Genomic DNA, 23,933 nt, shown 5'->3' on the forward strand with positions numbered 1-23,933 from the left:
ACTGAAAAGTGGCAAGCAGACCGATCAGGCCGTGTGACAGCCAGTCGCTTTAAAGACGTGATCGCTTGGGGAAAGCCTGACAAACATGGAAAGCGCGAGCCCATGGGCGCGCGCACCTCATACATGCGCGAACTGTGCTTCGAACGGCTGGCAAAAAAGTCGAAGCACAACGTCAGCAGCGCTTCCATGAAGTGGGGTCACACGGAAGAACAGAAGGCTCAGGACGCCTACGAAATGCTGACAGGCAACATCGTTGTGCCGTCTGAGTTCATCGTGCACCCGAAGTACGACTGGCTCGGCTGCTCGCCCGACGGCCTGATCAACGATGACGGCGGCACCGAGTCGAAGTGCCCCTTCAATGAGGCGATCCACGTCAGGACATGGCTCGAAGGCATGCCCGAAGAACACATGCCTCAGGTCCAGGGCTGCATGTTCGTTACCGGCCGGAAATGGTGGGACTTCCTATCGTTCGATTCTCGCCAAGACGAAGAGTGTCAGCTCTACATTGAGACGATTCACCGCGACGAGGACTACATCGCCAACCTTCATAAAGAGTTGGTCCAGTTCAACCTGGAACTGAATCGCATGGTTGATGAAGTCGCGGACAAGGCAAGGGCCCAGGCCCATCGTTTAGGAGCTTGATCATGATCAGCAACCTGAAGTACGACATCGAGTACCGGCGCGAGAAGGCGCGGGAGCTTTCAAGTCAGGTCGAACAGCACTTGGCCGCCGGCGGGCGCTTCTCCAGAGCCGAGCCCGCTCAAATCAATCCACCACCCGCTGAGCGATCCGAAAAGATTGATCCCGACACCGTGCTCAAGCGCCGCCGCCCCGTCATTTCGGCGGCCGAGCGCAAGGCGCTGCGGAAACTTGCGGAGGCTTTATGAGCAAGCGAAAAGCGAACAACGGCTTCGCCCGCGCCGAACGCAGCTGTCGGGCGCTGCTCAGCACCAATCACGTCGCCGTGGTGAACATCGACCCGAGCGGCGCCCAGATCATGGCGAACTGGAAAAGCTGCCGGCCGATCCGGAGCTTGGCCATCGCCAATGCCCTGTTCGACTTCGCCTACCACTGGACGATCTACCTCAGCGCCATGTGTCGGGACGAGCGCGGCGTCGAGTACGTCAAGTCGGTGGAGATATCGCCGGAGGGCATCTACAAGGTCGAACGCCTGACGGATGCCATCGAACATTACTACTTGGAGCTGCGAAACAGCTGCAACCCGAACCACCTCGTTGCATCGGGCTGGATCGCCGTTCCCGCAGAGGTGTCGCTCGAAGAAGCGCAGGCCGCGAAGCTGTTCTACGCCGCCGGCGCTTGGCATCAGGTGAAGGTCGCAGCGTGAGAAAGATCAGCAACCAGGTGCGCCAGCGCCGACGACAGACATGGCTGGATATACCGGCCCACGGAATTGAAGAGGCAGGCCATGGCCAAGAGCAACGCGGATTTGCAGAAGGACAAGCGAGCCAGGGAGAAGGCGCTGCTCGACAAGATCGGCGCCGAGAAGCGCACGCTGATTGTTTCGAAAGCGCTCGCTGATGCACTTCAAGTGCTGGGCGAGCGGCACGACTTCGAGGAATGGCAGGAGACGGTGTCAACGTTCCTGATCAACCTCGCCGGCGCAACGGCCTTCGAGTCCGGAAAATACGCAAATATGCCGCGACAGGAGATTGTGATTACTGAAGATCAGTCGCGACAGCTTGAGCGGTTCGCGAAGATCGGCGGCGAAGCCTGCCCCCACACTCACCAAAAAATCTGAAGCATGTGAAGTTGCGTCAGCTAAAACTTACTTGGACATTTGAATAGCTTAATGCTCGAGCTATCTAGGCCGGAAAATCCACCAAGTACATAGAGTGTCTGTACACCACCTTTCTGCGCTATGAACCCTTCGCAGCTGAGTGGGCAAGATGCGGTAGTTGTAAAGCAGATATTTTGCATCGAAAATTCGTAAAGATTGCTCGGCCAAGACAGGCAGTCGTATTGACCGTTTATAGGGCAACTGACCTTCTGAATATCCCCAGCTATCAGAACCTGCGAGCCTGGCAGAGCATTCATCTCCCCGTATGCAAAGGCGGATAAGCTTGCGCCACTCAACACCAACCCGCCTAAAAACCGAATAACTGCCACGTTCTCTCCCTGATCCGACCCAATGCCGGGCCGAACACAAATACCCCACTTCAACGAATCACGCCAGCCGGCGAGGATCCTCTATGTCCGCACAACAGAAGAAACACCCCTTCGATTTCAAAACCCAATACGGACTTGGCTTCAGCACTCAGGACGATGAGATCGTTGTCGACTTCTTCTGTGGCGGTGGCGGCGCCGGTACCGGGCTGGAAATGGGCCTGGGTCGCGCGGTCAACGTTGCAAAGAACCACAGCCCTCAGGCGATCAGCATGCACACCGTGAATCACCCGGGCGCAGTGCACTACACCACCGACGTGTTCGAGGGTGATCCTGACACCGAGTGCGAAGGCAAGGCCGTCGGCTGGTTCCACATGTCGCCGGATTGCACGCATCATAGCCAGGCCGCCGGCGGACAACCTCGCAAGCGCGAGATCCGGAACCTTTCGTGGATCGGGCTGAAGTGGGCCGGCAAGAAGAAGCCCCGCGTCATCAGCCTGGAGAACGTAAAGCAGATCTTGCAGTGGGGCCCGCTGATCGCCAAGCGCTGCAAGGCGACTGGTCGGGTAATGAAATTGGGCGGCGCCATTGCCGAGCCGGGCGAAGTGGTCCCGGTTCACCAGCAGTTCTTGGTCCCGGACCCCAAACGCCGCGGGCAGACCTGGGCAACCTTCGTCGCTGAGTTGCAGCACTTGGGATATGTCGTCGAGTGGCGTGTAATCAAAGCTTGCGACTTCGGAGCGCCGACCAGCCGCGAACGCTTATTCATGATTGCTCGTTGCGACGGTGAGCCGGTTGTCTGGCCGGCACCTACCCACGCAAAGCATCCTGTGAAGGGCCAGCAGAAGTGGCGCACCGCCGCCGAGTGCATCGACTGGACCATCCCGAGCAAAAGCATTTTCGACCGGCCGAAGCCACTGGCGCCGGCCACCCTGCGGCGAATCGCCAAGGGCATGAAGAAGTTCGTCATCGATGCGGCCGACCCGTTCATCGTGCCGATCGCGAACTGGTCCGGCGAAAGCGTGCAGTCAGCGCACGACCCGCTGCGCACTGTCACCTCTTGGCCGCGCGGCGGATCGTTTGCCATGGCCAGCCCGATCATCGCGCCAGCCACGCACCAGGGTAGCGACCGAATCAACGATCCACACGCCCCTCTGCCGACGGTCACCTGCGCCAACCGCGGCGAGCTGACATTGATCAGCCCGGTGCTGGTCGGTGCCGGAGGTCCGCAGTATTCAGGCAAGCCTGCGTCCATCGATCAGCCAGCCGGCACACTGATGACCCAAAACCATCGCGCGATCGCCGCGGCGCACCTGGTGAAGTTCCGGTTTGCCGATGAAGGCAAGGCACTGAACGAGCCGCTTCCGACCATCACCAGCGGAGGTAATTACCAGCGTCCGGCAGGTGCCGCCCACGCAATGGGTATCTCGACGGTGTTCATGGCGCAGATGAATGGCGGCTTCAACACCACTGACGCCAAGAGCATCGAAGACCCGATGACCACCGTGACCAACACCGGCAGCCAGCAGCAGTTGGTGACAGCGAATCTGATACACCTGCGCGGCAACTGCGATGCGCGGGACGCCGCGGATCCACTGCACACCATCAGCGCCGGCGGCACTCACCACGGACTGGTCACCGCTTTCATGGAGCGTCAGTTCGGCGCCAGCGTCGGCCAGGCGGTAGATGAGCCAGCACCCACCATCACCGCGGGCGGCGGCGGTAAAAGCTCACTGGTTGAGTTCCAGCTTTCGCCGGAGGTTGAAGCAGGTGCGCTTCGGGTCGCGGCATTCCTGATCAGCTACTACGGCACCGAGAACATGAGCGCCGCCGACGCACCAGCGCCCACGATAACTACCAAGGATCGACTAGGCCTGGTCACCGTCACCATCAAGGGCACGCCCTACGTGATCGTCGACATCTGCCTGCGGATGCTGCAACCGGCCGAGCTGTACAAGGCTCAGGGCTTCCCTGCCGACTACATCATCAGCCACGGCGCCGACGGCAAGCCGTTCACCAAAACTCAGCAGGTCCACATGTGCGGTAACAGTGTCAGCCCTCCGCCAATGGCAGCGCTCGCTCGCGCCAACGATCCTTGGCGATTAGCTGTACGGGAAGCCGTGGCCGCCTAAACCCTGAGTTCCGAAAAGATCCTCATCACGTTTTCTCTTGAGACCTTCGCATCACGGACGGCCTCGGTGACGCAGTCACCGGGATCCCTCCCGTTTTTCGCAATTTTCTCAGCTCGAATGGCCTTCGCCAAAGTCAGTATTTCGGCGGTAAAGATCAGTTCAAGCATTTGATTTTGATCTGGCATTTTCTACTCCCATAAACAGATATCAATCCTCAAGCATAGTCGGCGAGGTATCACCATGCCCCAAGCGCTCCGAAAGAATATTTACCTCAGCGGGCCAATGACCGGCCTGCCCGCCCTCAACTTCCCCGCCTTCGCCGCAATGACCGCCAACCTGCGCGCCGACGGCCACACCGTCACCAACCCCGCCGAGCTGAACCCGGACGGCGGAAGCTGGAACGACTGCATGCGCCGCGACATCACCGCCCTGATGAACTGCGACACGGTGGCCACGCTCCCTGGCTGGGAGCATTCAAAGGGTGCCCGCCTCGAAGTGCTGATCGCTGAGCGCCTCGGCATGACGGTTGTGAATGCCCATGATCTGGTATTGATGGAGATTGCATGATGGGTGACATACAGAAAACACCGGCCGCGAAGTGGCGGCAAGAAGGCCAGGTCGATCCGCATGGCGAGCATTACAACTGCCAGCGCGCCGCCCTGACACTCGGCGAGCTGACGGATGATGAACTGGCCAACGGCGTGTTCCTTCACGGCAACGAGCCGCTGAACATTAACGCCCTGCTCCGGAAAACTCCTGGCTATCACTCGGCGGTTGTCTGGCTCACCGCCGGCAAGGATCGAATCCGCTGGCTGTCGCGGGCTCTTGAAGAATCGGCGGCCCGCGAACAAGCCCTGCAGCTGCTCCTGAACGCAGCGGATGAACGGGCGGATTTGCTGGAGGTTGCCTTGCGCGCAGCGCTGGATGCAACTGCAAATCCAGCCCCTCTCGAATACAGCACTGCCGGGCGCGCTATCACTGTCGGATCGCAGGAGCGCCGCACGGACGAGCGTGAAGAGTTCATAGCGTGGGTTCGCCGTGAATGGCCGCAGGCACCACTTAGCAACGTCCGCGACCTGTTACCAAAGAACGACCCACGTTACGGCGAATATTGCGACGAGACGCTCCAGCGTGCATGGGTTGGCTGGCAAGCCCGCGCCGCACTCTAAACCCCGCAGTAACTCCCTCCCCCTTCAAAGTCAGCCGCTATAGCGGATCAAATTCGCCCAACTGCTCGCGAGCGTCCGAAATGGCGTACTCGAGCAATTCAAGTGGAACGTCCTGCTCAAACAGTGTCACCTCGAAACGCAACGTTTCATCGTTCCGAAATATCTCAAATACCGGTCCGTTGTCACCTCGCCAGCATTCCAGCGCCAGGCCATCGTGACCTTCAACAACGCTTGAAGCACGAAAGAACCGGTACTCAACTCCGTGTACGACCATATCGCACCTCCACCTATTGTTGGCGGCACGATACCTCTCCCCAATGTGAAATTGAAAGCCGCTATAGCGGTAAAGGAAAGTCATGCCTGAAGAAACAGTTTTGATCCAGCCGGTGCCGGTTGAGCGCGATGACATGGGCCTTTGGACTCACCCTCAGTGGCCCTCCACTGACGACGAATTGATTCCGTATGCATGGTTTACCGAGCGAGGCCTGGAGGTTCGCGAAACCAACTTCGAATACGACGCCCCTGAAGAACTACAAGCAACCTGGTTTCACGACGGCATTCCGAATTGCACCGCGTGGGTACCAACGCAGCCCGCTGGTGATGGCTGGTTCATATTCTCGATTCATGATGCAGATGACGGCCCGATTTGTGTCTGGGTGCGGCAGGTGACTCCATGATCGCCCTCGCCTACATGGCCTGGCTCATCTACTCGGGGCCACGGTGACAAGCAGGCTCAGATTGAAATAGTCGGGAAACCGACAGTTGAACGCATTGACCATCGAGGCCCAACCAATCAGGTAACGCCTCATGAGAAAATTTGCAGAAGCAATTGTCGCGATCGCCCCCGTGGCAACCCGCAAGTCCAGAAATCGCTTTTTCCGCGACTGCGATAGGTGGAGCAACCGCCTATACAAGCAGGGCTTTATAAATCTCTACCAGCGTCAGGAATTACGCCGGCGGATCGCTGAAGCCTACCTAGCCACTTTGATGTAGCCCTCCACTTACTCGCACTTGCCGCCATATGAACCATAAACGGAGCATCAAGCGGCAATACGCCTCATATACGGAACACAACTGCCTGCCGGCGAACGGAGGGCGTAGGACTCAGAAAAAAAATCGGATGTTGATGGCGGTAATAAATATGGCCGTGACCAGGCCTGGAGAGCCTGACAGCCCCATGAAAATGAAGATGAATAGGTTCAAGAGGCATGCCAACGCCGACAATAATACGAAAGCCCAGCCATGCCAGTCGCCCATTACCCACTGCCAGACTGGGCGAAGAAGCCAAGCAGCAATGAATACGTACATCGTCACGCCGTCTACACGGCGGAATGCGCGGCGGAGTACCGGGCCAAGATGATCGTCTTCCCTTAGCAACATACCGCTCCCTCTTCCAAAATACGGACCTTACCACAACCCTTTTACCAATCAGCCTGCCGGTGAACGGCGGGCGAGGACTGCGCGTGAATATCTACAGACACACCTTCGCAGCCGTCTGCCCGTCGGATGGCGAACTGATCATCTACCGGCTGGAAGTCCGGTCGCCGCTGATGATCCGCGTCGAGCACATCAAGACCGCGACCGCGTTGATCAAGAAAGGCTGGCACGAACAAATCGCCGATCGCCTGGCCGAAACCTTCGGCGGGGAGCAGACCATTATCGCCACGCATCAAGGCGTCGAAATCGAAACAGTGAGGCTCAGCGGATGATCCACTATCACGGCACGCCTATCGGCGGTAAGCGCGAGGACGCCGCTAAATTCCTGGCCGGCCGGCACGCTCTGGTGCCGTTCCCACGCAAGGACGACCTAGGGATCGTCGCCGATGTATGCAAATCGTTTGTTTTCGATAACGGCGCATTCACCGTGTGGCAAAAAGGCGGCCAGGTAGACGTCGACGGCTACACACGCTGGGTCGAAGATTGGCACCGACACCCTGGATTCACTTGGGCGCTCATTCCGGACGTTATCGACGGCGACGAAGAGGCCAACGACGACCTTGTTCGGCAGTGGCCAGAGGAGCTTCGCGGCGTGCCTGTCTGGCACTTGCACGAATCGCTTGAGCGGTTGCAGCGGTTGGCGAGGTGCTGGCGAACGGTCGCCTTGGGCAGTTCTGGCCAATGGGCTTCACCGGGAACTGGAGCATGGTGGAAGCGGATGGGCATCGCGATGGATGCCATCTGCGATGACCAAGGCCGCCCTGCTTGCAGGCTTCATGGTTTGCGAATGCTCGACCCTGCGATTTTCCAGAACCTGCCCTTAGCGTCCGCCGACTCCACAAACGCCGCGGTAAACGGCGGCAGCATCAGCCGCTTCGGCATGTATGCCCCGCCTACCGCCGGCCAGCGCGCCAACGTAATTGCGGATCGAATCGAATCGCACAACAGTTCGCCGATCTGGCAGAGAGAAACTCAGGCCGAGATGGCCGTCTAATCCCCCTTCTGCCGCCACGCGCGGCATGGAGCACACGATGAAACGAGAGCTGATCAAGATCAGTGAGTTCCAGCGCCGACGCTGGGGCGAGAACGGCACGCCACAGTGCCCGCAAGCAATCCGTAATCACATCCGAAACGGCCAGGTACCCGGGGAGCAGATCGGGAAACTCTGGTACGTTGATTGGACCGCATTTAGCCGATCGGACGGAAACGACCTGGTCGCGATGGTATTGAAAGGAGCTGCATGATGGTCCCTCGGCCGCGCAATACTGCGAACAAGAACCTCCCGCAGAACCTCTACTTCGATGCGCGGCGCTCGACATATCGTTACCGCCGGCCAACCGACGGCAAATGGTTTCAGTTCGGGACTGATCGCATCAAAGCAATCGATGCGGCCAAGCAACTGAATCTGGAGTTCATGCGCGGCGCTGACCTTGTCGGCGCCGTGATGAACAAACCCTCCGACTCATTTGACGGTTTCCTGGACACGTACGAGAGAGACGTCCTGCCACCGCGAGAGCTTGCCAAAGGCACGCTCGGCTTGTACGCAGTGCACTTCCGGCGCTTCCGTAAACAATTCGAGGGCAAGGCCGTCGACCAGATAACGATCCGCATGATCGCGGAGATGCTGGACGCCCTCACCCCGCGCACCGCCAACCAATGCCGGGCGCTGCTGGTGGACATTTTTAATCATGCAGCGTCCAAAGGGCTGTGCCCGGATAACCCGGCCGCCAGCACCATCAACCGGATCGAGAAGAAGCAGCGCAAGCGCCACACCGCCGAGGGCCTGAAAGCTATTCGGGAAAAGGCGCCTGAGTGGTTGAAGAACGCAATCGACCTGGCACTTATCACTGCGCAGCGCCGCACCGACATCCTCGATATGCGGTTCGACGGCGTTCGGGAGGGTTTCCTCTACGTCGTGCAGAAGAAAACGGCCAAGGCTAGCGACGCCGCGTGGATTCGCTTTCGCGTGACGCCAGAGTTGCAGGCAGTTATCAGCCGGTGTCGTGACAATGTCGCTTCGCCGTACCTGGTCCATCGAAAGCCCGAGCGCAAGAAACAAAAGCAGGCAGAGACCAAAGCGCACTGGACGAAGGTTGAAGAGAGGTATTTGACTCGAGCGTTCAAGGACGCACGAGAGGCGGCGGAATGCTACAAGGGGTGGAAGGAAGAAGAAATGCCGGGCTTCCATGAAGTCAGGGCGCTGTCGCTGCACCTGTACAAGAAAGCCGGAAAGGATGGGCAGAAGATTGCCGGCCACGCCAGCGAAGAGATGACCAAAAACTACCAGCGTGACCACGAGGAAGTCATCTGGTCCGAGGCAATTCCAGACCTGAATATCACCGAAATCACGGGATAGTTTTGCGCCAGTTTTGCGCGGGTTTTGCGCAGACACAAAAAAGCCGATCTAGCTGATCGGCTCAAGTGTCTGATTTTACTCAGGAATAATGGTCGGGACGGAGTGATTCGAACACTCGACCCCTAGCACCCCATGCTTGCAGGGGTGCTAAAAAGTTATACGGAACAGTCCTTTGGAGCGGCGCCCACTGCAATCGATGCCCAACCGTGACTAACATTGTTCTACGAATCCCCGCAAAAGTCCCTACAGGCTTTCTGCATGAAAGCTCCGGCATTCCGGCCTGACGCGAGCTGAATCATGTAGCATCCTCAATGCCGCATCGATAAATACAAACAATGGAATGTCCGCATGAAAAAGCTCGTGCTATCTCTGATGGTTCTCTCTCTAGCTGGCTGCACCGCGCCACCAAAGTCTGCACCTGCCAAACCCCTGGTCCTTTATCGATATACGATGAACGACAATATCGTCCAGCTCGCCCATACAATGGCGAGTTACGACCTAAAGGATCCTGAAAGCGCGAAGTATCGAGATACGTTTTTCCTGACGTCGGACGGCCGAGGGGAAGCCAGAGACAAATCGAAAGATTCTTGGTGTATCGAAATCAACGGGAAAAATAGCTATGGGGCTTACGTTGGTTACACCTGGGCCCTTCTTCCTGCGGGTGGCAAGTCGGTAATCATGGGGAATTCGCCCGTCGGTGCTATAGCGAGCCAACTCTGTTCATCAGCGATCTATCCGCCAGCCGGATAGTGTCATACCCACCACCATGTCAAGGTGACCCCGAAACCCATACAAGCTGTTGATCCGCATAGAGAAATAGGAGTTTTCATGCCAGTCCAGCTAAGCCACTTCGGAAAGGGCTCGGCGGCTAATGATCGATTTTTCCATATGCTCGATGCCTCTCCATGATTTGGTGGTTGGCACAAAAGCTAACTACTCGCAGACGATTACTGATGCCGACATAAAGGCTTTTGCGGGGGTCAGCGGTGACCATAATCCTGTCCACGTCGACGATGAATATGCTGCCAAATCACGGTTTGGGAAGCGCATTGCGCACGGGCTGATGTCTGCCGGATTCTTCTCTGCCATCTTCGGCACCAGAATTCCTGGGCCGGGATGCGTGTATGTTTCGCAGAGCCTGAACTTTATTAGGCCTGTTTATATTGACGACACCGTTACTGCAGAGGTCGAGGTTACCCGAATAGACCTAGCGAAACGCCGTGTATTTTTTAATACAGTCTGTAAGGTTAAAGGGAAAAACGTAATAACTGGGTCGGCGGAAATATTTGTTCCTTAGTTACATACCTGTGCCAGTTGCACTTTATGATGACGGCGATTGACTAATCGCCGTCATCAATTTGCGTCATTTATTGTACAAGACGTTAACCCCGATTAGCGCCGCCGCAGCGCTTGCACCGGCTAGATTCTGACAGGTGACAGTGAAGCCGGTCGCGGTTTGCGACACAGCGGCGATTGGGGTGGATGCAGTCACTTCAATAACTTGGCCGCTGTCGGGGTAGGTAGTGTCGAGATACGTAAAGGTATAGACACCGAGACTTGGGTTGGATATCGGACCCAGCCCGAACGGTGAGCCCAAGGCTACACCGCTCGCATAGGCCCCAGATGCGATAAGCCCAGGTCGTGCAGAATTCGCGCCGCCCGACAGATTGATTGAGTTCGTGCAAGACTCGAAATAATTCTCTCCTCTGCTTGTGCCGGTGATGTGCTTGTTGCCTACCGCGCCTACCACGATGCCGCTGAGCAACTGTTCAAAACGATTTCCTTGGATGTTGACGAAATCACAGTTTTGAAGGACGTTTATGCCGGTGCTGATGTTTCCAGGGAACTCAAAACCATTCCCTATAATGTTGATGACCGAAACCCGACCCGTGGAGGTAGCAGCGAGCAATATTCCGATGCCGCTTGCAAAGGAAGGCTGGAACCGATTCCGCGCGATGTTGTTATTATTGGCCCCATCGCTAATAGATATGCCCGTGGCAAATAGTCCAAAGTAGCAATCCTCGATCACATTGTAAGTGCATTCAGTAACAACCCAGGTAGCGGCCAAATTAATGGCAACGCACCCCACAGTGCTCTGTCCGAGAATCCATACTTTGCTGATTCTACCGAACTGCATTGACTTCCAGTCAACAATGTTATTCGCCCCTGCTGCGAGTGCGTTGATCCGCAAGTTATTGATGCCACAAAACAGACGAGTTGTCGTTGTGGCCGCCGGGTTTTTAAACGCCACCCCCGCCCCTTGGAAGTTCAGCACCGTCCCCGACATGCTCTCACCGGCAAACGTAGTTCCATCAGAATTAAACAGCAGCGTGCCGATAAGGGTATATGTGCCGTTTGGGATAAAGGGCGTTTTCACGGAGTCGGCTGCTTTCTGGAAAGCGGCCAGATCGTTGCTGGTGTTATCGGCTCTGGCGCCGAACATCAGAACATCAGGGCGAGAGTTCACCCGAACCCAGCAACCCTGCCCCGCTGGAGCGGTCTCGCCGGTACCGGAAAGGAATGCCGATAAGCCTCCCTGTGTACCATCCCAAGGAACCGTTGGGCTTATCACCGTGCCACCGTTGTGAGCGCTTTTCAGCTTTGTGGCCGCCCAGATAAACATCCCGCCGCCAATGGCGCCGTTGGTGGTTGCTGCCCACCCTGTGTGGTAGCTGGGTACATAGATACCGCAGTTCTGTTTTTTGGGGGCGGAAAGCAATGCATAGACTGAGTCTACTGTTTCAACGGCTCGGTTGAGCACGTCACCCGCAGTCTGCAACGTGCCGCTTGAGTTGTAATGGCCGATCCCTTGCGAGCCGAGCAAGGGGTCTGTGTAGTTGGAAAGGGACTGGACATTGCGTACGGCGGCGTTCGGATACACATAAGCTACGTTTGCCGCGTTGTTGATTGGCCCTTGGCCGGTTGCCAATACGCTTGCTACGTAGGCCTCGACAGAGGCTCTGGTCGCGGCGTCTTGCGGGTCAACAGGGCTTTCCAAATCGACGATCCGGCGCCCCTCTGCTTGATAGTGCTCGCTGTCACGCGGATGACGCAAGGCTCTGGAATCGCTCTCGCCTGTCTGCTGAATCAGCATCGTCAGGTAGTCGAAAACGTCTTCGTGGATCTCGGCGAAGTAATCGCCCTGGTTGCGCAAGTCCGTCAGTTGCTGGACGGTGAGCACCCGCGCAATGGTCAACAGTTCGGGAGTTGCCCCGCCCAGCAGGGGGTTGGTCGTAGTGACCGTGCCGCCCGTAACCGAGTTGGCTCCGGATACTGAATAGTCGGTGTTCAATGTCAGCAGCGTGGTGGTGCCAGACACAGAACGTTTCGTCACCACAAGGTCGGTGTTTTTGAAGAACCTGTACCCGGTTGGCCAGGCGACGGTGACGCCGTTGCCGTTGTACTGAACAACGCTGGTCGTATTGGAGACGGTCAAAGTGCTTACTCCTTAAATGCAAAAACCCCGCACTTGGCGGGGTTTCTGGTGTTTGATTTCGGATGAGTAGTAACTGGCGAGGAATAAACCAGCCAGAAGAGGGTTCGATTTGCAGTATTCTGGCGCCTCAACCAAACAGGATGGTCAGGCCCATGAATAGAATCAGGACTCTCGCTGTATCTATTTCCCAAGACGCTTGGGGGAGAATTGGCTTTGTCTACACCGCGCTATGTTCCGTTCTAGGGCTGGCCTCGGCGTGGGGAGACCGACATTTCCCGTCATCTTTCCTGTTATGGTTGCTCGCCCACTTGATATATCTGCCAGTGTTGTTCGCCCCTTTCGCTGCTGCGGCATGGATAGGGTCGAAATCCCATAAGCTAAGCGGCCATATACTTGTTGGCTGGGTTGTCGGCCTAGCAGTAGCCGCGTTGCTGGTGACTTACACCACTGATTTTGTTACTAGCCTTCCGGGCGTTGGGTGGAGATTCGCTGTCATGCTCAGTTCAAGGGATGGCGCTTACTGACCCAGGATGGCCGAGAGGCTTGGAGCGCGAGTCGGAGCCGCCTCGGTAGGCGCCCACCAGAACGTAGTACCGTTCTGTCTGGATTTAGATTGACTGCGCGCCAGCGAACCGGGCGAGAGCGCTTCCTGCAGCTGGTTGTAAATCAAGTGGTCAGTGGCGGCTTTTGTGTACCAGAGGTTTGAGCCAGGCGTAATACCCCTGATCAACCTGTTCACGGCCAATGCAACTTTGTCGGCCCCTTGCTCCGCATCACCATCCTCGAAGCCCGTGGATGCCAAGCCTAGAGCGCTGGCCGCGACGCCAGAAGCGTTTGATATGTCGTCGGCGAATGGCCCGGCCAGCGACCCCAGAACGCCGCCGAATGGCTTCTGCACTGCAGTCGTCAACAAATCCCCGTAGAGGCCAAGGCCTCCACCAGCAAGAACTGCCCTCAGGTAGAAGTCGAATGCTGGCTTTTTACTGTCCTCCGTGGGGACCATCTGGCTAGGGTCTCGCCCGCTCGCCATGCCGCGCAGGGTTATCCCTGCCGCGCCTCCGATAGTAGTCATGGCAATCATGCTGGCCAGGTATCTTGCTTTGGCACCGGATCCCTCGTAGGCGCCCGTCCGTAGAATGAGCTTGTTGAAGGCCGCGAACGCGAAGGACTTGAACATCAGGAAAGAGCGGATGCATTCGTTTATCACGGAGCCCGACGCAGCCTTTTTGTTAATGAAGGCGTTCATGGCGGCCTTCTCGCGCGAGCCTGGAGTAATGACTGCCGAGTTCATCTCGCGGCTGACAAACCCAGCGTATCTGGTCGCCGCGCCCTCCCTCGCTGCAATGATAGCGCCAGGGTCGGTGCTGCCAATGGCGGCCGCAACATCTGCATCCTTCACCGCCATCACTGCCTGGGGAGTCAGGATGCGATCGCCTCCGCCCCAGTCTTCCACCTCGGCGGCTCTCATCAGCGTCCAGTCCTGCTGAGTAATCCCGGAACGGCTGATGAATTTTCCGTCGCCTTCCTTTATGTCAGCCAGGTTCGCGTGGTCGCGGGTAAGATGGCCGATGCCGTCAAACATCGTAGCCGAGAACGCATTGCGATTTGCGTTGGTGACATAGTTTAGCCCGGTAGCGCGTATCACTGTCGAGGCGATGACCGATGTAACGCCCGGATGTCCTACCTCCCCGCCCCAGCGCACCATGTCCTCGCCGAAAGCCTGGAATGCAATGCCCGAACGGCGCGCTCCATCGCGCATTGCCTCATCGGTATGAGTGAAGGCTTTTAGCTGATTCTTGAACAGCTTGGCGGATGACAGGCCGATGCCTTGGGCCACCAGGTGCGCAGATGCCGAGTCAGTAGGGCCTGCCAAAAGCGCAGTTCCGCCCAGCGTGGCAGAGTATTTCAGGTTTCGGTATGCCCCAAAAAACTTGGACACTTTGGTGTTCGGAGTGCTGCCGCTGTTACCTGACAATTCATTGTAGAGATTCTCAATACTGCGGACCTGAATCTCGGCTTCTGTCTTTTTCTTGGTGTCTCCTACGTTTTCGACGACCTTTTCATCATGGAACTGACCAGCGAGGTGGCTGACGGTCACGTCTGGATTGGGCCCGAGGGTCTCGATTAGTGCGATGTCCCGCGCCATCTGCGTGATGTGGTTGTACACGGCGGCCTGAACCGGGGTTTCGCTGAATTGCTTCATGGCGTCCAAGTAGGCCGCCGAGTCAGACAGGTGGATTTGCCTCTCCTTTGACCCGCGGTTGGCCTTGATGCCGCCCCCCGGCTTCCCGATCACGGCCTTGGCGTCCAGCCGTTTGTTGGCGCCATCGGTCAGGATTGAGGTGGCAGCCTCAATCAAAAACTTATGCAGCTCCTGATCATTGAGCATTGCACCTTCAGGGGTGCGGTACTCGCTGCGCTTCATGCGCGGCAGCATCTGGTCGGCAAAGAATTTTACGGGGTCTTCCTTGCCAGCAGACTTGATGATGGCGTCCGTGCTCCATGCGTGCGGCATATCGTAGTTTTCCAGCGTGCCAATCATGCCGCCCGCGCGGTTCATCCGGTCCTTCATGGCGTCAAATACGGCGTGTATCTCGTCTGCACCTTTGGAAAACTCAGGCGTCACGTCTTTATCCCGCCATAGCGCCTTAACGAGCTGGACCTCGGCCTGCACGTCTCGCGCAAATCCAAAGGCCTTTCCTTTTGTCAGCTCCAGCCCGCCTGCTGCCATCCCGCCATAGACAGTCTTAATGCCCTGTATGGATTCGTCGAGCGAGCTGATGCCGGTGCGACCGTCGCCCACCGGGGCCAGCAGGCGCGAGAGCGCGTCAAGCTTGTCCTTCGAAACGCCGCTTTTGACCATGGTATCGATCTGGCTTGTCAGACGATCATTGGCTTGTATGGCCAGTTCGGCGCGCTCTTTCCTCTTGTTGGCAACCGCAATCAGCTGTTTGGCTGCAAACTGAGCGCCCTGCTTGAGCTTCTCCGCGCTGGTTAGCGCCCCCCAGGCGGCAGGGTCTTGGGCGGCCAGCTGGCGCATGCCGTTCTTGATCCGCAACTCAAGGTTGCGCGCTTCACCGTCAGTGACCTCGCGCCCCATCACCTTGGCGACTTCTTGCCTGCATGCTGGATGCATCAGTTACCCCTGCTTAGGAAACAATCAATAGCGGCGTCATACGCCCGGCCTTCTGTTGCAGCTTCTTCAACGGCCCTGTCTGCAGATGCAATAAGGTCGTCAGCCGGCTCAACCTTTCCAAACTCAGTAGGCACGGGCTTACTGTCCGGTACGGGTCGGCGGATGTTCAGGCCGACATCGAGGGCATCACTTGCCGCGGCACGCGGCACGCTAAAGCCTTTGCCGTCTTTGTTGGAAAAATGAACAGCCCCCTGCTCATCAACTGAGTTGACGTGCACTTCTTCGCCAGCTCGCAGCCCTGCCATGTCACGGGTTGTCGTCACGCGGTCACCCGGGAGAAGGTCGCGGAACGATTCGGACTGAATGCTTTTGAACGCCGTAGGCTCCACCACTTCCGGGGCATCTTCGAAGGCGAACTGGGATTGTGACCGATCGATCTGCGCAGCCCGCGCCTCGGCCTGGGTCATTTCCTCATAGACCCGGCCATAGCCCTGCTCGTCGAATGCCGATTTGACGATGTCGGCATAAGACAACTCGCCATCGGCCAGCGCCTGCCCAGCAGAGGGATCTTCGCGGGGCGCAAACTTTACCCCGCCAGACTGAGCATCGACGCTCACAGCGCGGTCGTTGATGATGTCGTCGATAGCCGCATCCATGAGCTTGCCGTGCCGTGCTATATCGCCTACCGATTCCGGGACTCCCGGCATCGCGTCCATATTGAAGCTCTTGGCGTTCTTCAAGGCGAGAGCCGCATCGTACTGGTCATGGGATACATCAATCCCAAGGCGCGATACACCGCCAAAAATGCCGCCCAAGATTGCGTCGACCGCAATATCCTGTGCAGCAAAGGCCTGGATTTCGTCGCCCTGCTTGTAGCCCTCCAGCGCCTTACTTTCTGCGGCGCGGCCTCCAATGCCTGCCGTCGTATTGATGCCTACCCCGCTGGCAACTCGCGTCAATAGCGATCCGCCAACCCCGGCAGGCAGTAGCGCCCCGGCGCCCGTGACGATGCCGCGAATCGATGCCGCGCCCAAGGCGGTCTTCGGGTCAACACCTTCGCCGATCAGCTCGTCATAGCGCTCCTTGCCCACCGACCCACCAGACAGTGCGGCCCCGCCAGCCACCCCGCCTACGGCAAACCCGGTTGCAAACCGTGCCCCGACATCGCCCACGCCGAATAACACCTGCGCCATCGTTCCTGTAGTTTGCGGGTCGGGCCTGAGCGTGTCGGATGCCCACTTGGCATTTTCCCGAATTTTCTCCGGCCCCGGATAGGCCGCCGATGGGTCGGAATCGATCAGGCCGAACAAAGCGCTGGCGCCATCCGTGGAGTCGTAACCGCCCGCTTGGGCCTCAGACGCTACTTGGGCGAACCCGTTCGCGGCCCCATTGAACAGAGCCCCTGCCGAGCCCGCCATGAAGGACGGATCAAACTCGGACTGCGCCCGCTCATCCAGCGAGCTTTGCAGGTCGTTAAATCCCTTCTCGTCGATGAAGTTCATTGATCCACCTTGAGGGTGGTGAGCTTGTTGCCCAAGGCATCGCGCACCACGTACGTGGAGTTCGGACCGGCGTAGATCTTGACGTCGCCCAATTCGTGCTGACTGCCGGACTCCTTGCGAAAGGCGCTGTATTGAGCGGATATCCGATCTTTGAAGGCGTTGGCGTCCATCCCGTAAGGCGGGAGGGTTTTTCCTGCCCCTATCTCGACTGGGCTCAAGCCAATGGCCGCCAGCGCTTCTCGGGCATAACCCGCCTCGAACTGTTCGCCATACTTGCCGTCCTGAATGGCGCGACCGGCGTAGTACGACTGGTAGGCGGCGTGATAAGTCCGCATCGATCCTGGATCAAGCAGGCCGTTGGCGGCATCGTAAAAGGCTTTATCCGGCCCTGATGTGATTTCACCAGCAGCGTTTGTCGATGGAGGCAGTTTGTAGGCCTTGGTCTTCAGGGCGGAATCGCCCGTCAAAAGGGTGTTCTGTATGAATTCTGGCGACCGGCTAATGCCTTGGCTGAAGACGCCAGAGCGCTGCGTCTGGATGTCCTTGTTTGCACTGCCAACCATCCCGGCAACTGTCTGCACAGGGGCATCACCGCCAAGCTGGGAGAGCACCTTGGGGTAAGCTCGACCATACGTGTCTGACAAATCAGACAGGATTTTGGCCTGACCAGAAGGGTCGGACTGCGTTAGTTTGCTCGCAATGGCAGACGCCTGCTGTGTCGGGAGGACCTTCGGATCAGCGACCCCTTGCCGCTTCTGCTCAGCAAAGGAGGCCGTTATATACGCCGCATTGGTTTCGGCAGACGGGTTCTGCTGTGCCTGCAAGTAGGTTTGCTGGACGGCAGGACTGGTCTGGATGACATACGCGGCGGGGTCCGCCTGGCGCTGCTGCTGGAATTGCACAGCAGCTTTGGCAACTATGCTGTGCACCTGAGCGTCCGTCTTAAACCCTGACGCTACGATGGGTACTCCTTCTGCAGTCAGTGGTGCGCCCTTCGTAGGGTCATGGGCCTCGACAATCGCTGCGGCCTGTTCGGGCGTTGCAGTCCGAAGTTCTTGCATGGTCGGGCCGATTTCTTGAAGCTTGCTCAGTTGCCCGTAGATCTGTGAGCCTTTTTCCTCGCCGTGGGCGCTGACTATTTCGTGTTTGCTTGGCATGTCGACAGGCTGTACACCACTCAATAGAGCGACCTGTGCATCCTGAAGCCTGCCGGAAAGCTCTTGGCGAGCGATGGCCCGAATCTGCCGAGCCTCGACCTGGCGCTGACGGGCCTCTGAGTCCAGCCGGCGCTGCTCCTGCTGGAAGTGGTCGGTCAGCCGTAATTGCGCATCGGCGCTCAGGCCGTCCTTGTTGGACTCGAACATCTGCTTGGCACTGCCAAGGTCGTTCTGCGCCACCCGTCCAATCACCCCGGAGAGCAACTTGCTGCTGGTGTTGAGCTTCTGCAGCACGGTCTCTTCCTCGGACCAGCCCAGACGGTCAGCCCGGTTCTGCACGACGTCCAACGCCTTCTGCTTGTAGAAGCCGACTTTGCTCGGGTCGCCGGGATTCAGCGCCGCCGAATCAATGGACAGTTGCACCGATGCCTGATCAACATCGTCCATGTAGCGCTGATGCTCGCCATACTCGTAGCGGTTCAAGTCATTGGATATGGACTGTTTGCGCTGCTGCACGACCTGGTTGAATCGGAGACGCTGGCGGTCATTGCCCAATGATGCCCCGATATCCTGTTGGGCCTTGTCGAAGGCGGACAGGGTTTGGCCCGTCACATCAATGGCGTGCTGACCTTTCTTGGTGAAGACGCCATTCTCCTGATTGTAGAAAGCGTTGTTCTGCCACTCGGTCAGCTTGTTGTCAGCCTCCAGCAGCGAGGTGGTGTCAGCCTCTTGCTGTTTCTTCTCCATGATCTGCGTGGCGACGTTCGACACGTCATTCAGGCCACGTTGCAGGCCGGAGGTATCGCCGCCCTCGGCGATTGCCCGCGCTTGCGGCAAGCCCTGCGTGGTGATCTGTCGGCGGTAGGTTGGAACTGATGGCATGTGATCAGCCCCCCATGGCGCTGTAAGCGCGTGCACCGTTGGCGCCTGAGCTCAGCAAGGACCCGAACATGTTACTGTTCGCAGTGCTGAGCGAGTTCTTGGCCGAGGTTTTGAACTGGGTGGCCTGCGTCCCGTAGCCCCAAGCCTCGCGCGCGGCGTTGTTCTTGATGGTCAGGGCGTCCAGCTCGCCGAGCTGCGCGGTGTCATCCTGAATGTTGGCTGCGGTACCGCTGTTGACGTCGATGCCGTTGGCCGCAAAACCAGCGCGCTGGGTGCCGATGGCGTCACGGGTCTGGATGCGCTGTTGGTCAGATTCAAAATCACCACGCTTGATGGTGTCTGCCGCCGACGCCTCGGAGAACTGAGCGTTCTGCAAGGCTGCCGAAGCTGCTGCCGCGCCTTCCTTCTTCGCCGCCTGGGCCTGCATCAGACCGCCGACCGCCATGATCGCGAACGGGATTGCCGCTACTGCGCACATAAAGTGCCCTCCATCTGGAATGGGTAGAACAGCTCGCCATTGATCCCGTAAGGGATGGGCGCTGCGAATTCGAAGCCGAGCCACCGCAACCAACGGATAGCCAGCTGGTTGTGTATGTCGACGAAATTGATCAGTTGAACGTGCCGGGCTCGGGCCTCGACCAGAGCGCCGCGGCAGACAGCAATAAAGGGGCGTGGATGGATCTCGACCCACGTCGACGTCACCATCCATGGCAGGCCGTAGGTGGCGTCGTGCTTGGTGTCGCCGAAGATGGCCAGCACCCGGCCTTCATAAAGACAGGTGCGCACGAACGTGGTGCTGGCGATGGCGTTTTTCAGTTCCTGCTCCGCCGTCCAGCCGCGAATCGCCTCCAGCTCTACACGGTCGGCCTCGCGCAGATCCGTCAGAAGCGCGGCGATATGCCAGTGCTCCAGCGCTACCAACTCAGCCCCCGGCTTGAACATTGAACATGACCCCCAAGATAGTGGTGGGTAGAGGATCGACTTGGCGCACGAACACACGCCCAGGCTTCTCCCAGCGGGCCGAGATCAGGATTTCAGCCTGCCCCGTCAGCAGAGCGATGGCGTCGTTGTAGTTTTCACTGTTGCGCTGCTTGAACTCGTACAGGTTGTCCACGTCGCTGCCGGCGAACATGCCGCGGCTTTCCTCGCAGATGATCGTCACGTCATTGATGCGCTTCTGCACGCTGAGGAAGTTCGGCTGATTAGATAGCGTCAGGTCCAGCGTCTCGAAGTCGCTGGTGTAGGGAAGTCCGATGTGCACCAGCATTGCCGGGCGCTGGATGCTCACAGATCCACCGGTGACGACCTGCTGAGGCTCAACGTTGCCGTCGGCCAGGATGCTCACGGTTTTCCCTTCGAGATGACCCAGGCCGGTGAACGTAGTTTTTGCACGCCCCCATCGAGCGGCAGGCTTGTTGCGCAACGACTCAGGGACGATCGATTGCGGGATCACCGTGGCGCTGGTGGTGGTCGGCGCCGAGGTCAGTACCACGCGGACGCTTTGCCCATCATCACCGACCAGCTTGAAGGTTGAGCCAATGTCGGGCGCGGAGAAGATGGGGGTCACCGATACCATGCTCAAGGGGTTCGGGTATTTCCAATCCGTGCCGCCGTTCAGGGTGAGGAAGGCCGATGACAGGCCGCGGCCGTCGTAGGTAAGACCGCTGTCCACGAAGAACGCACGGTCGAGCGCCGTCTCCCCGCCGGGAACGCTCAATTGCCGAGAGGCGAACCGCTCCACGTAGCGCTTGTAGGTGCCGCCGACCAGCCGGCGCACGACCACATAGAGCGCGTCTTCGTCGCCTTCGGGGATGCTGGCCACCGACTCGAAGAAGCCGTCGGTGTCGTGACGGTGCCAACTGAATACCTGTTGGGATGGCAGGTAGGTAAACCCCAGCATCACGCCGTCATTACGCACGGACCAGAGCACGCTGTTAGGAACTTGTGCCAGCGCCATGTCCTGGATCTCGAACCCGCGCACCAGGTGCGACGAGAGCACGGTCAGGTCTTGCCCTTGGAACCCGTCACTGGTGTAGGAGTACGCCAGATCAGCGAGCTTCTGCCCCCGGGCCTGCACGTACAGCGCCGTATTGCCGTAGACAGCAGGCAGGACGGAGCCCGACCCGATATAGCTCTGCACGCTCGCCTGCACGTTGGTGGGCTTCAGGCCTGTGGCGTCACCCGAGATTGTCCACTCAGCCCCCGAGGTCAGCACCAGCAGCTCTTTCAGGGCCACCATGTTGCGAATCCGGTTCACCTGGCGCGAGGCGATGGTCACGGTGATCGCGTCGTCATCCTTGGTCGGCGTGGAAAACCCGAAGTTGTGGAACGACCCTACCCGGCTCATCCAGATGGTTTGCGGGTTGAAGTTGCTGCCGGCCATGATGAGGCGTTGCTGATAGTAGGCCACTGCGCCGGGGTTGTTTCCGCCAGCGAAGGGGTTGTCATAGGAAGGCGGCGTATCGGTCTTCTCCGGCGCGATGTTCAGGTCAGTGAACGTCGTCCCACTGGCCCGGCCGATGAAGCCGAAGATGCCGCTGCCATTGTTCTCCTTGTAGACGTTGTAGGACGCCGCCCCCACAACTGCAGTCCAGCTCAGAGTCGCGCCGGCCTTGTTGTCCCAGCTCGCCACGCTTGCAGGGGCAGACGGCAGCGATTCCTCGGCCGACTCCGCACTGGATACGGCTGTCACCTCGTAACGGAATGGGGTGCTGTCGCCCGCCCCGCCAGTACGTGGTAAGGCAGAAAGCCCGGTAGGCGCCGTGATCGAGGGCGCGAAGCTGATCGGTAGCAGTGTCCAGCTGGTCGGCGCAAGGCGGCGCAGCTCATACGGCGGATAGCCCGGGTGAACGATCGTCATTACGTCGGCGGACTGGGTGTAGTTCAGCGTGAACAAGTCGGTTTCCGCGTACGGGGTCGCCAATTCGTATGGCAATCCACCGCTCAGGAGTTGCCCGCCACTGGTGAAGAACCGCAGGCTCAGGTGACCAAACTCCATGACGTACGTCTGTTCGGTGCTGAACTGGAACGGGATCAGCCGGCTTCGCAAGTTGCTGTTCTTGGTCTCGGCAATGAACTTGGTGCCAGCGCGGTTACGCACACCACCCTCTGGCATCACCATAAAGTTGCGGCAGGTACGCAGGCCGGTGTAGTAGCGCCCCAGGTCAACGCGTGCATAGGTGGCCGGCGCCAGCTCGCCACTGCTGAAGGATGGCTGAATGGCTTCGGTCATGAGCAGTTCCGCCCCGCGATGAACACCGATTCCGGCATCTGGTCAGAGGTGCCCTCGTTCATGCCCTGGGCGAACGCAGTGGCCACAAGGGACTGATACGCGCCCTCACACCGGTTGACGATGCTCTGGTCCTTCGAGAGTGGGCCCGCAATCTCTACAGCCAGCTTGTAGGCCAGCGCCGAGATGAAGATGGGGTCGAAGAAGCCAGGGTCCTCGACGCGCACGGTGTATTCCAGCGTTGCAGGGGATACCGCCGTGGCGATCAGCCGGGTGGACTCGCCCTGAATGATGCGGAACGGGATTGCCGGAACCTGTGGCAGGTCGATCCCGCAGCCGTACCCCTGATAGGGCCAGGCATTGATGGGGAATACGTCGTTCACAATGCGGCGCGCCATCAGGCAATCAGCCGGCATCGAGTAACTGTAGGGGTAGGCAGGGTCTGGATTGACGGCAATTTCCGCCAAGCTGACGAATTTGGTAGCGAACGGCCACGGCTTGTCGCGCAGCACCATGTCGCGGGTTTGCTCGTAGAACAGCGAGCATTGCTCAGCGGCAACACTGCGCTCGGTCAGGCTGTCAATGCGCTGACTGTTGCCGATACGCGACAACGCCATATTGCAGACTTCAACGACACTGGCCATGGGATTCCTCGGGACAAAAAGAAAGGGGCCGAAGGCCCCTATTGTTGCGGGTGGTGTTACTGGGCGCTGAGAGCTGCAGCTTCCTTATCCGTAATTTCACGGAGGTTGCTGCCGGCCTCGCCGTCGTACTGCACGGCTTGCCCTGGGGTGTAGAGGCGGTCGCCGATGTAGCTGACTTCCAGAACCTCGTACCACGACGTGTGGGCGGCCTCCTTGCTGCCTACTTCTTGGGTTTTAGCCATCACTCAATCCTCAGAAGTTGTAGCCCTTGGCGTAAGAGCGGAAAGCCTGGATGTCCTTCGCGAAGAACGCGGAGAACGAACCGGCAGTCAACGGGCCGGTGGCCACGGTGTAGCGCACACCGATGTAGCGCTTGTAGGCGTCGGCCGGCAACTTGAACGCCATCAGCGTCTTGTTGGCGGTCAGGGTTGCCAAGGCATAGGCCGCCGAAGAGAAATGCACGGTTGGCGCGGTTGCCAGATCCGCAGTGGTGGACGACTCCAGCGTGACAGTGACAGTCGCTGCGCCAGCGGCAGTGGCGGCGTTGTCTACCTGAACAACCAGGTAAACGTCCTCGCCCACACCGATGTCGCGCACGGCGTTGCTGTTCACCCCGTTGCCGACCGGGAACAGGTCGTAAACGTTGGTGGATACGGCCGTCGCAGTGACGGTCTGGTTGTCCGAGAACTCGGCTTGCTTATCGACGTACATGGTTGTGACTCCTAAAAT

General features: G+C 58.6%; 26 protein-coding genes. 14 read left to right on the forward strand and 12 right to left on the reverse strand.

Annotated features, from left to right (window positions below):
* Window positions 1-33: 33 nt before the first annotated feature.
* The 5 genes from ACYZT4_RS10855 (at window position 34) to ACYZT4_RS10875 (ending at window position 4,256) form a co-directional block, all read left to right on the forward strand.
* Entirely contained in the window at window positions 34-642 is a 609-nt protein-coding gene (locus tag ACYZT4_RS10855) for a lambda exonuclease family protein (protein WP_461988650.1), read from the forward strand.
* Between the two features lie 2 nt (window positions 643-644).
* A complete protein-coding gene (locus ACYZT4_RS10860; protein WP_461987661.1) occupies window positions 645-887 on the forward strand; it encodes a hypothetical protein in 243 nt (80 codons plus the stop codon).
* The gene (locus ACYZT4_RS10865) at window positions 884-1,345 is read left to right on the forward strand and encodes a hypothetical protein (protein WP_461987662.1); all 462 of its coding nucleotides are present in this window, start codon (window positions 884-886) and stop codon (window positions 1,343-1,345) included. The genes ACYZT4_RS10860 and ACYZT4_RS10865 overlap by 4 nt, the downstream gene beginning before the upstream one ends.
* A gap of 81 nt (window positions 1,346-1,426) precedes the next feature.
* Window positions 1,427-1,759 (forward strand): hypothetical protein, encoded by a 333-nt coding sequence (locus ACYZT4_RS10870; RefSeq protein WP_461987664.1) that lies wholly within the window; start codon window positions 1,427-1,429, stop codon window positions 1,757-1,759.
* A gap of 451 nt (window positions 1,760-2,210) precedes the next feature.
* Window positions 2,211-4,256 (forward strand): DNA cytosine methyltransferase, encoded by a 2,046-nt coding sequence (locus ACYZT4_RS10875; RefSeq protein ID WP_461987666.1) that lies wholly within the window; start codon window positions 2,211-2,213, stop codon window positions 4,254-4,256.
* Here ACYZT4_RS10875 and ACYZT4_RS10880 read toward each other — a convergent pair.
* Complete coding sequence (locus ACYZT4_RS10880; protein WP_461987668.1) at window positions 4,253-4,441, reverse strand: hypothetical protein; 189 nt, start codon at window positions 4,439-4,441, stop codon at window positions 4,253-4,255. The two genes, ACYZT4_RS10875 and ACYZT4_RS10880, sit on opposite strands and share 4 nt — an antisense overlap.
* Before the next feature lie 55 nt (window positions 4,442-4,496).
* On the opposite strand from ACYZT4_RS10880, the gene ACYZT4_RS10885 reads away from it, so the two are divergent.
* Complete coding sequence (locus tag ACYZT4_RS10885) at window positions 4,497-4,823, forward strand: DUF4406 domain-containing protein (protein WP_461987670.1); 327 nt, start codon at window positions 4,497-4,499, stop codon at window positions 4,821-4,823.
* Entirely contained in the window at window positions 4,820-5,425 is a 606-nt protein-coding gene (locus ACYZT4_RS10890) for a hypothetical protein (protein WP_461987672.1), read from the forward strand. The genes ACYZT4_RS10885 and ACYZT4_RS10890 overlap by 4 nt, the downstream gene beginning before the upstream one ends.
* Window positions 5,426-5,462: 37 nt before the next feature.
* On the opposite strand, the gene ACYZT4_RS10895 is transcribed toward ACYZT4_RS10890, so the two are convergent.
* On the reverse strand, window positions 5,463-5,699 hold the full coding sequence (locus ACYZT4_RS10895) for a hypothetical protein (protein ID WP_461987674.1): 237 nt from the start codon (window positions 5,697-5,699) through the stop codon (window positions 5,463-5,465).
* Between the two features lie 82 nt (window positions 5,700-5,781).
* Between ACYZT4_RS10895 and ACYZT4_RS10900 the strand changes: the two genes are divergently transcribed.
* The 7 genes from ACYZT4_RS10900 (at window position 5,782) to ACYZT4_RS10930 (ending at window position 10,515) form a co-directional block, all read left to right on the forward strand.
* Window positions 5,782-6,102: a hypothetical protein gene (locus ACYZT4_RS10900; RefSeq protein ID WP_461987676.1), complete on the forward strand. Its 321-nt coding sequence runs from the start codon at window positions 5,782-5,784 to the stop codon at window positions 6,100-6,102.
* Window positions 6,103-6,888: 786 nt separating this feature from the next.
* Window positions 6,889-7,134: a hypothetical protein gene (locus ACYZT4_RS10905; RefSeq protein ID WP_461987678.1), complete on the forward strand. Its 246-nt coding sequence runs from the start codon at window positions 6,889-6,891 to the stop codon at window positions 7,132-7,134.
* On the forward strand, window positions 7,131-7,856 hold the full coding sequence (locus tag ACYZT4_RS10910) for a hypothetical protein (protein WP_461987680.1): 726 nt from the start codon (window positions 7,131-7,133) through the stop codon (window positions 7,854-7,856). The genes ACYZT4_RS10905 and ACYZT4_RS10910 overlap by 4 nt, the downstream gene beginning before the upstream one ends.
* A 37-nt stretch (window positions 7,857-7,893) precedes the next feature.
* Window positions 7,894-8,106 carry a hypothetical protein gene (locus tag ACYZT4_RS10915; RefSeq protein ID WP_461987682.1) on the forward strand — a complete coding sequence of 71 codons (213 nt, stop codon included), beginning with the start codon at window positions 7,894-7,896 and terminating at the stop codon, window positions 8,104-8,106.
* Complete coding sequence (locus tag ACYZT4_RS10920) at window positions 8,106-9,218, forward strand: phage integrase Arm DNA-binding domain-containing protein (protein ID WP_461988652.1); 1,113 nt, start codon at window positions 8,106-8,108, stop codon at window positions 9,216-9,218. Before ACYZT4_RS10915 ends, ACYZT4_RS10920 begins: the two co-directional genes overlap by 1 nt.
* Window positions 9,219-9,566: 348 nt before the next feature.
* Window positions 9,567-9,968 (forward strand): hypothetical protein, encoded by a 402-nt coding sequence (locus ACYZT4_RS10925; protein WP_461987684.1) that lies wholly within the window; start codon window positions 9,567-9,569, stop codon window positions 9,966-9,968.
* A gap of 121 nt (window positions 9,969-10,089) precedes the next feature.
* Window positions 10,090-10,515 (forward strand): MaoC family dehydratase, encoded by a 426-nt coding sequence (locus ACYZT4_RS10930; protein WP_461987686.1) that lies wholly within the window; start codon window positions 10,090-10,092, stop codon window positions 10,513-10,515.
* Window positions 10,516-10,581: 66 nt separating this feature from the next.
* On the opposite strand, the gene ACYZT4_RS10935 is transcribed toward ACYZT4_RS10930, so the two are convergent.
* From ACYZT4_RS10935 to ACYZT4_RS10980, 10 genes are all read right to left on the reverse strand, one after another.
* Window positions 10,582-12,654: a phage tail fiber domain-containing protein gene (locus ACYZT4_RS10935; protein ID WP_461987688.1), complete on the reverse strand. Its 2,073-nt coding sequence runs from the start codon at window positions 12,652-12,654 to the stop codon at window positions 10,582-10,584.
* Window positions 12,655-13,171: 517 nt separating this feature from the next.
* Entirely contained in the window at window positions 13,172-15,790 is a 2,619-nt protein-coding gene (locus ACYZT4_RS10940; protein ID WP_461987690.1) for a hypothetical protein, read from the reverse strand.
* Window positions 15,790-17,292 (reverse strand): hypothetical protein, encoded by a 1,503-nt coding sequence (locus ACYZT4_RS10945; protein ID WP_461987692.1) that lies wholly within the window; start codon window positions 17,290-17,292, stop codon window positions 15,790-15,792. Before ACYZT4_RS10945 ends, ACYZT4_RS10940 begins: the two co-directional genes overlap by 1 nt.
* Window positions 17,289-19,331, reverse strand: a complete 2,043-nt coding sequence (locus ACYZT4_RS10950; RefSeq protein ID WP_461987694.1) for a hypothetical protein — start codon at window positions 19,329-19,331, stop codon at window positions 17,289-17,291. The genes ACYZT4_RS10945 and ACYZT4_RS10950 overlap by 4 nt, the downstream gene beginning before the upstream one ends.
* A gap of 4 nt (window positions 19,332-19,335) precedes the next feature.
* Window positions 19,336-19,809 carry a virion core protein, T7 gp14 family gene (locus tag ACYZT4_RS10955; RefSeq protein ID WP_461987696.1) on the reverse strand — a complete coding sequence of 158 codons (474 nt, stop codon included), beginning with the start codon at window positions 19,807-19,809 and terminating at the stop codon, window positions 19,336-19,338.
* A complete protein-coding gene (locus tag ACYZT4_RS10960; protein WP_461987698.1) occupies window positions 19,797-20,273 on the reverse strand; it encodes a hypothetical protein in 477 nt (158 codons plus the stop codon). Before ACYZT4_RS10960 ends, ACYZT4_RS10955 begins: the two co-directional genes overlap by 13 nt.
* Window positions 20,254-22,563, reverse strand: coding sequence for a phage tail protein (locus ACYZT4_RS10965; protein WP_461987700.1), 2,310 nt, complete (start codon window positions 22,561-22,563; stop codon window positions 20,254-20,256). The genes ACYZT4_RS10960 and ACYZT4_RS10965 overlap by 20 nt, the downstream gene beginning before the upstream one ends.
* Window positions 22,560-23,204 carry a hypothetical protein gene (locus ACYZT4_RS10970; protein ID WP_461987702.1) on the reverse strand — a complete coding sequence of 215 codons (645 nt, stop codon included), beginning with the start codon at window positions 23,202-23,204 and terminating at the stop codon, window positions 22,560-22,562. Before ACYZT4_RS10970 ends, ACYZT4_RS10965 begins: the two co-directional genes overlap by 4 nt.
* A 56-nt stretch (window positions 23,205-23,260) precedes the next feature.
* Window positions 23,261-23,446: a hypothetical protein gene (locus tag ACYZT4_RS10975; RefSeq protein WP_461987704.1), complete on the reverse strand. Its 186-nt coding sequence runs from the start codon at window positions 23,444-23,446 to the stop codon at window positions 23,261-23,263.
* Window positions 23,447-23,456: 10 nt separating this feature from the next.
* Complete coding sequence (locus ACYZT4_RS10980) at window positions 23,457-23,915, reverse strand: Bbp16 family capsid cement protein (RefSeq protein WP_461987706.1); 459 nt, start codon at window positions 23,913-23,915, stop codon at window positions 23,457-23,459.
* Between the last annotated feature and the right edge of the window lie 18 nt (window positions 23,916-23,933).

Source organism: Pseudomonas sp. GB2N2, from assembly GCF_054897705.1.

What these genes read in the sequence shown, in the direction of transcription:
- ACYZT4_RS10975 (WP_461987704.1), bottom strand. Translation starts at nt 23,446, where the DNA reads ATGGCTAAAACCCAAGAAGTAGGCAGCAAGGAGGCCGCCCACACGTCG.
- ACYZT4_RS10920 (WP_461988652.1), top strand. Translation starts at nt 8,106, where the DNA reads ATGGTCCCTCGGCCGCGCAATACTGCGAACAAGAACCTCCCGCAGAAC.
- ACYZT4_RS10865 (WP_461987662.1), top strand. Translation starts at nt 884, where the DNA reads ATGAGCAAGCGAAAAGCGAACAACGGCTTCGCCCGCGCCGAACGCAGC.
- ACYZT4_RS10950 (WP_461987694.1), bottom strand. Translation starts at nt 19,331, where the DNA reads ATGCCATCAGTTCCAACCTACCGCCGACAGATCACCACGCAGGGCTTG.
- ACYZT4_RS10895 (WP_461987674.1), bottom strand. Translation starts at nt 5,699, where the DNA reads ATGGTCGTACACGGAGTTGAGTACCGGTTCTTTCGTGCTTCAAGCGTT.
- ACYZT4_RS10875 (WP_461987666.1), top strand. Translation starts at nt 2,211, where the DNA reads ATGTCCGCACAACAGAAGAAACACCCCTTCGATTTCAAAACCCAATAC.
- ACYZT4_RS10870 (WP_461987664.1), top strand. Translation starts at nt 1,427, where the DNA reads ATGGCCAAGAGCAACGCGGATTTGCAGAAGGACAAGCGAGCCAGGGAG.
- ACYZT4_RS10965 (WP_461987700.1), bottom strand. Translation starts at nt 22,563, where the DNA reads ATGACCGAAGCCATTCAGCCATCCTTCAGCAGTGGCGAGCTGGCGCCG.
- ACYZT4_RS10915 (WP_461987682.1), top strand. Translation starts at nt 7,894, where the DNA reads ATGAAACGAGAGCTGATCAAGATCAGTGAGTTCCAGCGCCGACGCTGG.
- ACYZT4_RS10955 (WP_461987696.1), bottom strand. Translation starts at nt 19,809, where the DNA reads ATGTGCGCAGTAGCGGCAATCCCGTTCGCGATCATGGCGGTCGGCGGT.
- ACYZT4_RS10945 (WP_461987692.1), bottom strand. Translation starts at nt 17,292, where the DNA reads ATGAACTTCATCGACGAGAAGGGATTTAACGACCTGCAAAGCTCGCTG.
- ACYZT4_RS10860 (WP_461987661.1), top strand. Translation starts at nt 645, where the DNA reads ATGATCAGCAACCTGAAGTACGACATCGAGTACCGGCGCGAGAAGGCG.
- ACYZT4_RS10940 (WP_461987690.1), bottom strand. Translation starts at nt 15,790, where the DNA reads ATGCATCCAGCATGCAGGCAAGAAGTCGCCAAGGTGATGGGGCGCGAG.
- ACYZT4_RS10890 (WP_461987672.1), top strand. Translation starts at nt 4,820, where the DNA reads ATGATGGGTGACATACAGAAAACACCGGCCGCGAAGTGGCGGCAAGAA.
- ACYZT4_RS10900 (WP_461987676.1), top strand. Translation starts at nt 5,782, where the DNA reads ATGCCTGAAGAAACAGTTTTGATCCAGCCGGTGCCGGTTGAGCGCGAT.
- ACYZT4_RS10960 (WP_461987698.1), bottom strand. Translation starts at nt 20,273, where the DNA reads ATGTTCAAGCCGGGGGCTGAGTTGGTAGCGCTGGAGCACTGGCATATC.
- ACYZT4_RS10885 (WP_461987670.1), top strand. Translation starts at nt 4,497, where the DNA reads ATGCCCCAAGCGCTCCGAAAGAATATTTACCTCAGCGGGCCAATGACC.
- ACYZT4_RS10925 (WP_461987684.1), top strand. Translation starts at nt 9,567, where the DNA reads ATGAAAAAGCTCGTGCTATCTCTGATGGTTCTCTCTCTAGCTGGCTGC.
- ACYZT4_RS10970 (WP_461987702.1), bottom strand. Translation starts at nt 23,204, where the DNA reads ATGGCCAGTGTCGTTGAAGTCTGCAATATGGCGTTGTCGCGTATCGGC.
- ACYZT4_RS10930 (WP_461987686.1), top strand. Translation starts at nt 10,090, where the DNA reads ATGATCGATTTTTCCATATGCTCGATGCCTCTCCATGATTTGGTGGTT.
- ACYZT4_RS10980 (WP_461987706.1), bottom strand. Translation starts at nt 23,915, where the DNA reads ATGTACGTCGATAAGCAAGCCGAGTTCTCGGACAACCAGACCGTCACT.
- ACYZT4_RS10880 (WP_461987668.1), bottom strand. Translation starts at nt 4,441, where the DNA reads ATGCCAGATCAAAATCAAATGCTTGAACTGATCTTTACCGCCGAAATA.
- ACYZT4_RS10910 (WP_461987680.1), top strand. Translation starts at nt 7,131, where the DNA reads ATGATCCACTATCACGGCACGCCTATCGGCGGTAAGCGCGAGGACGCC.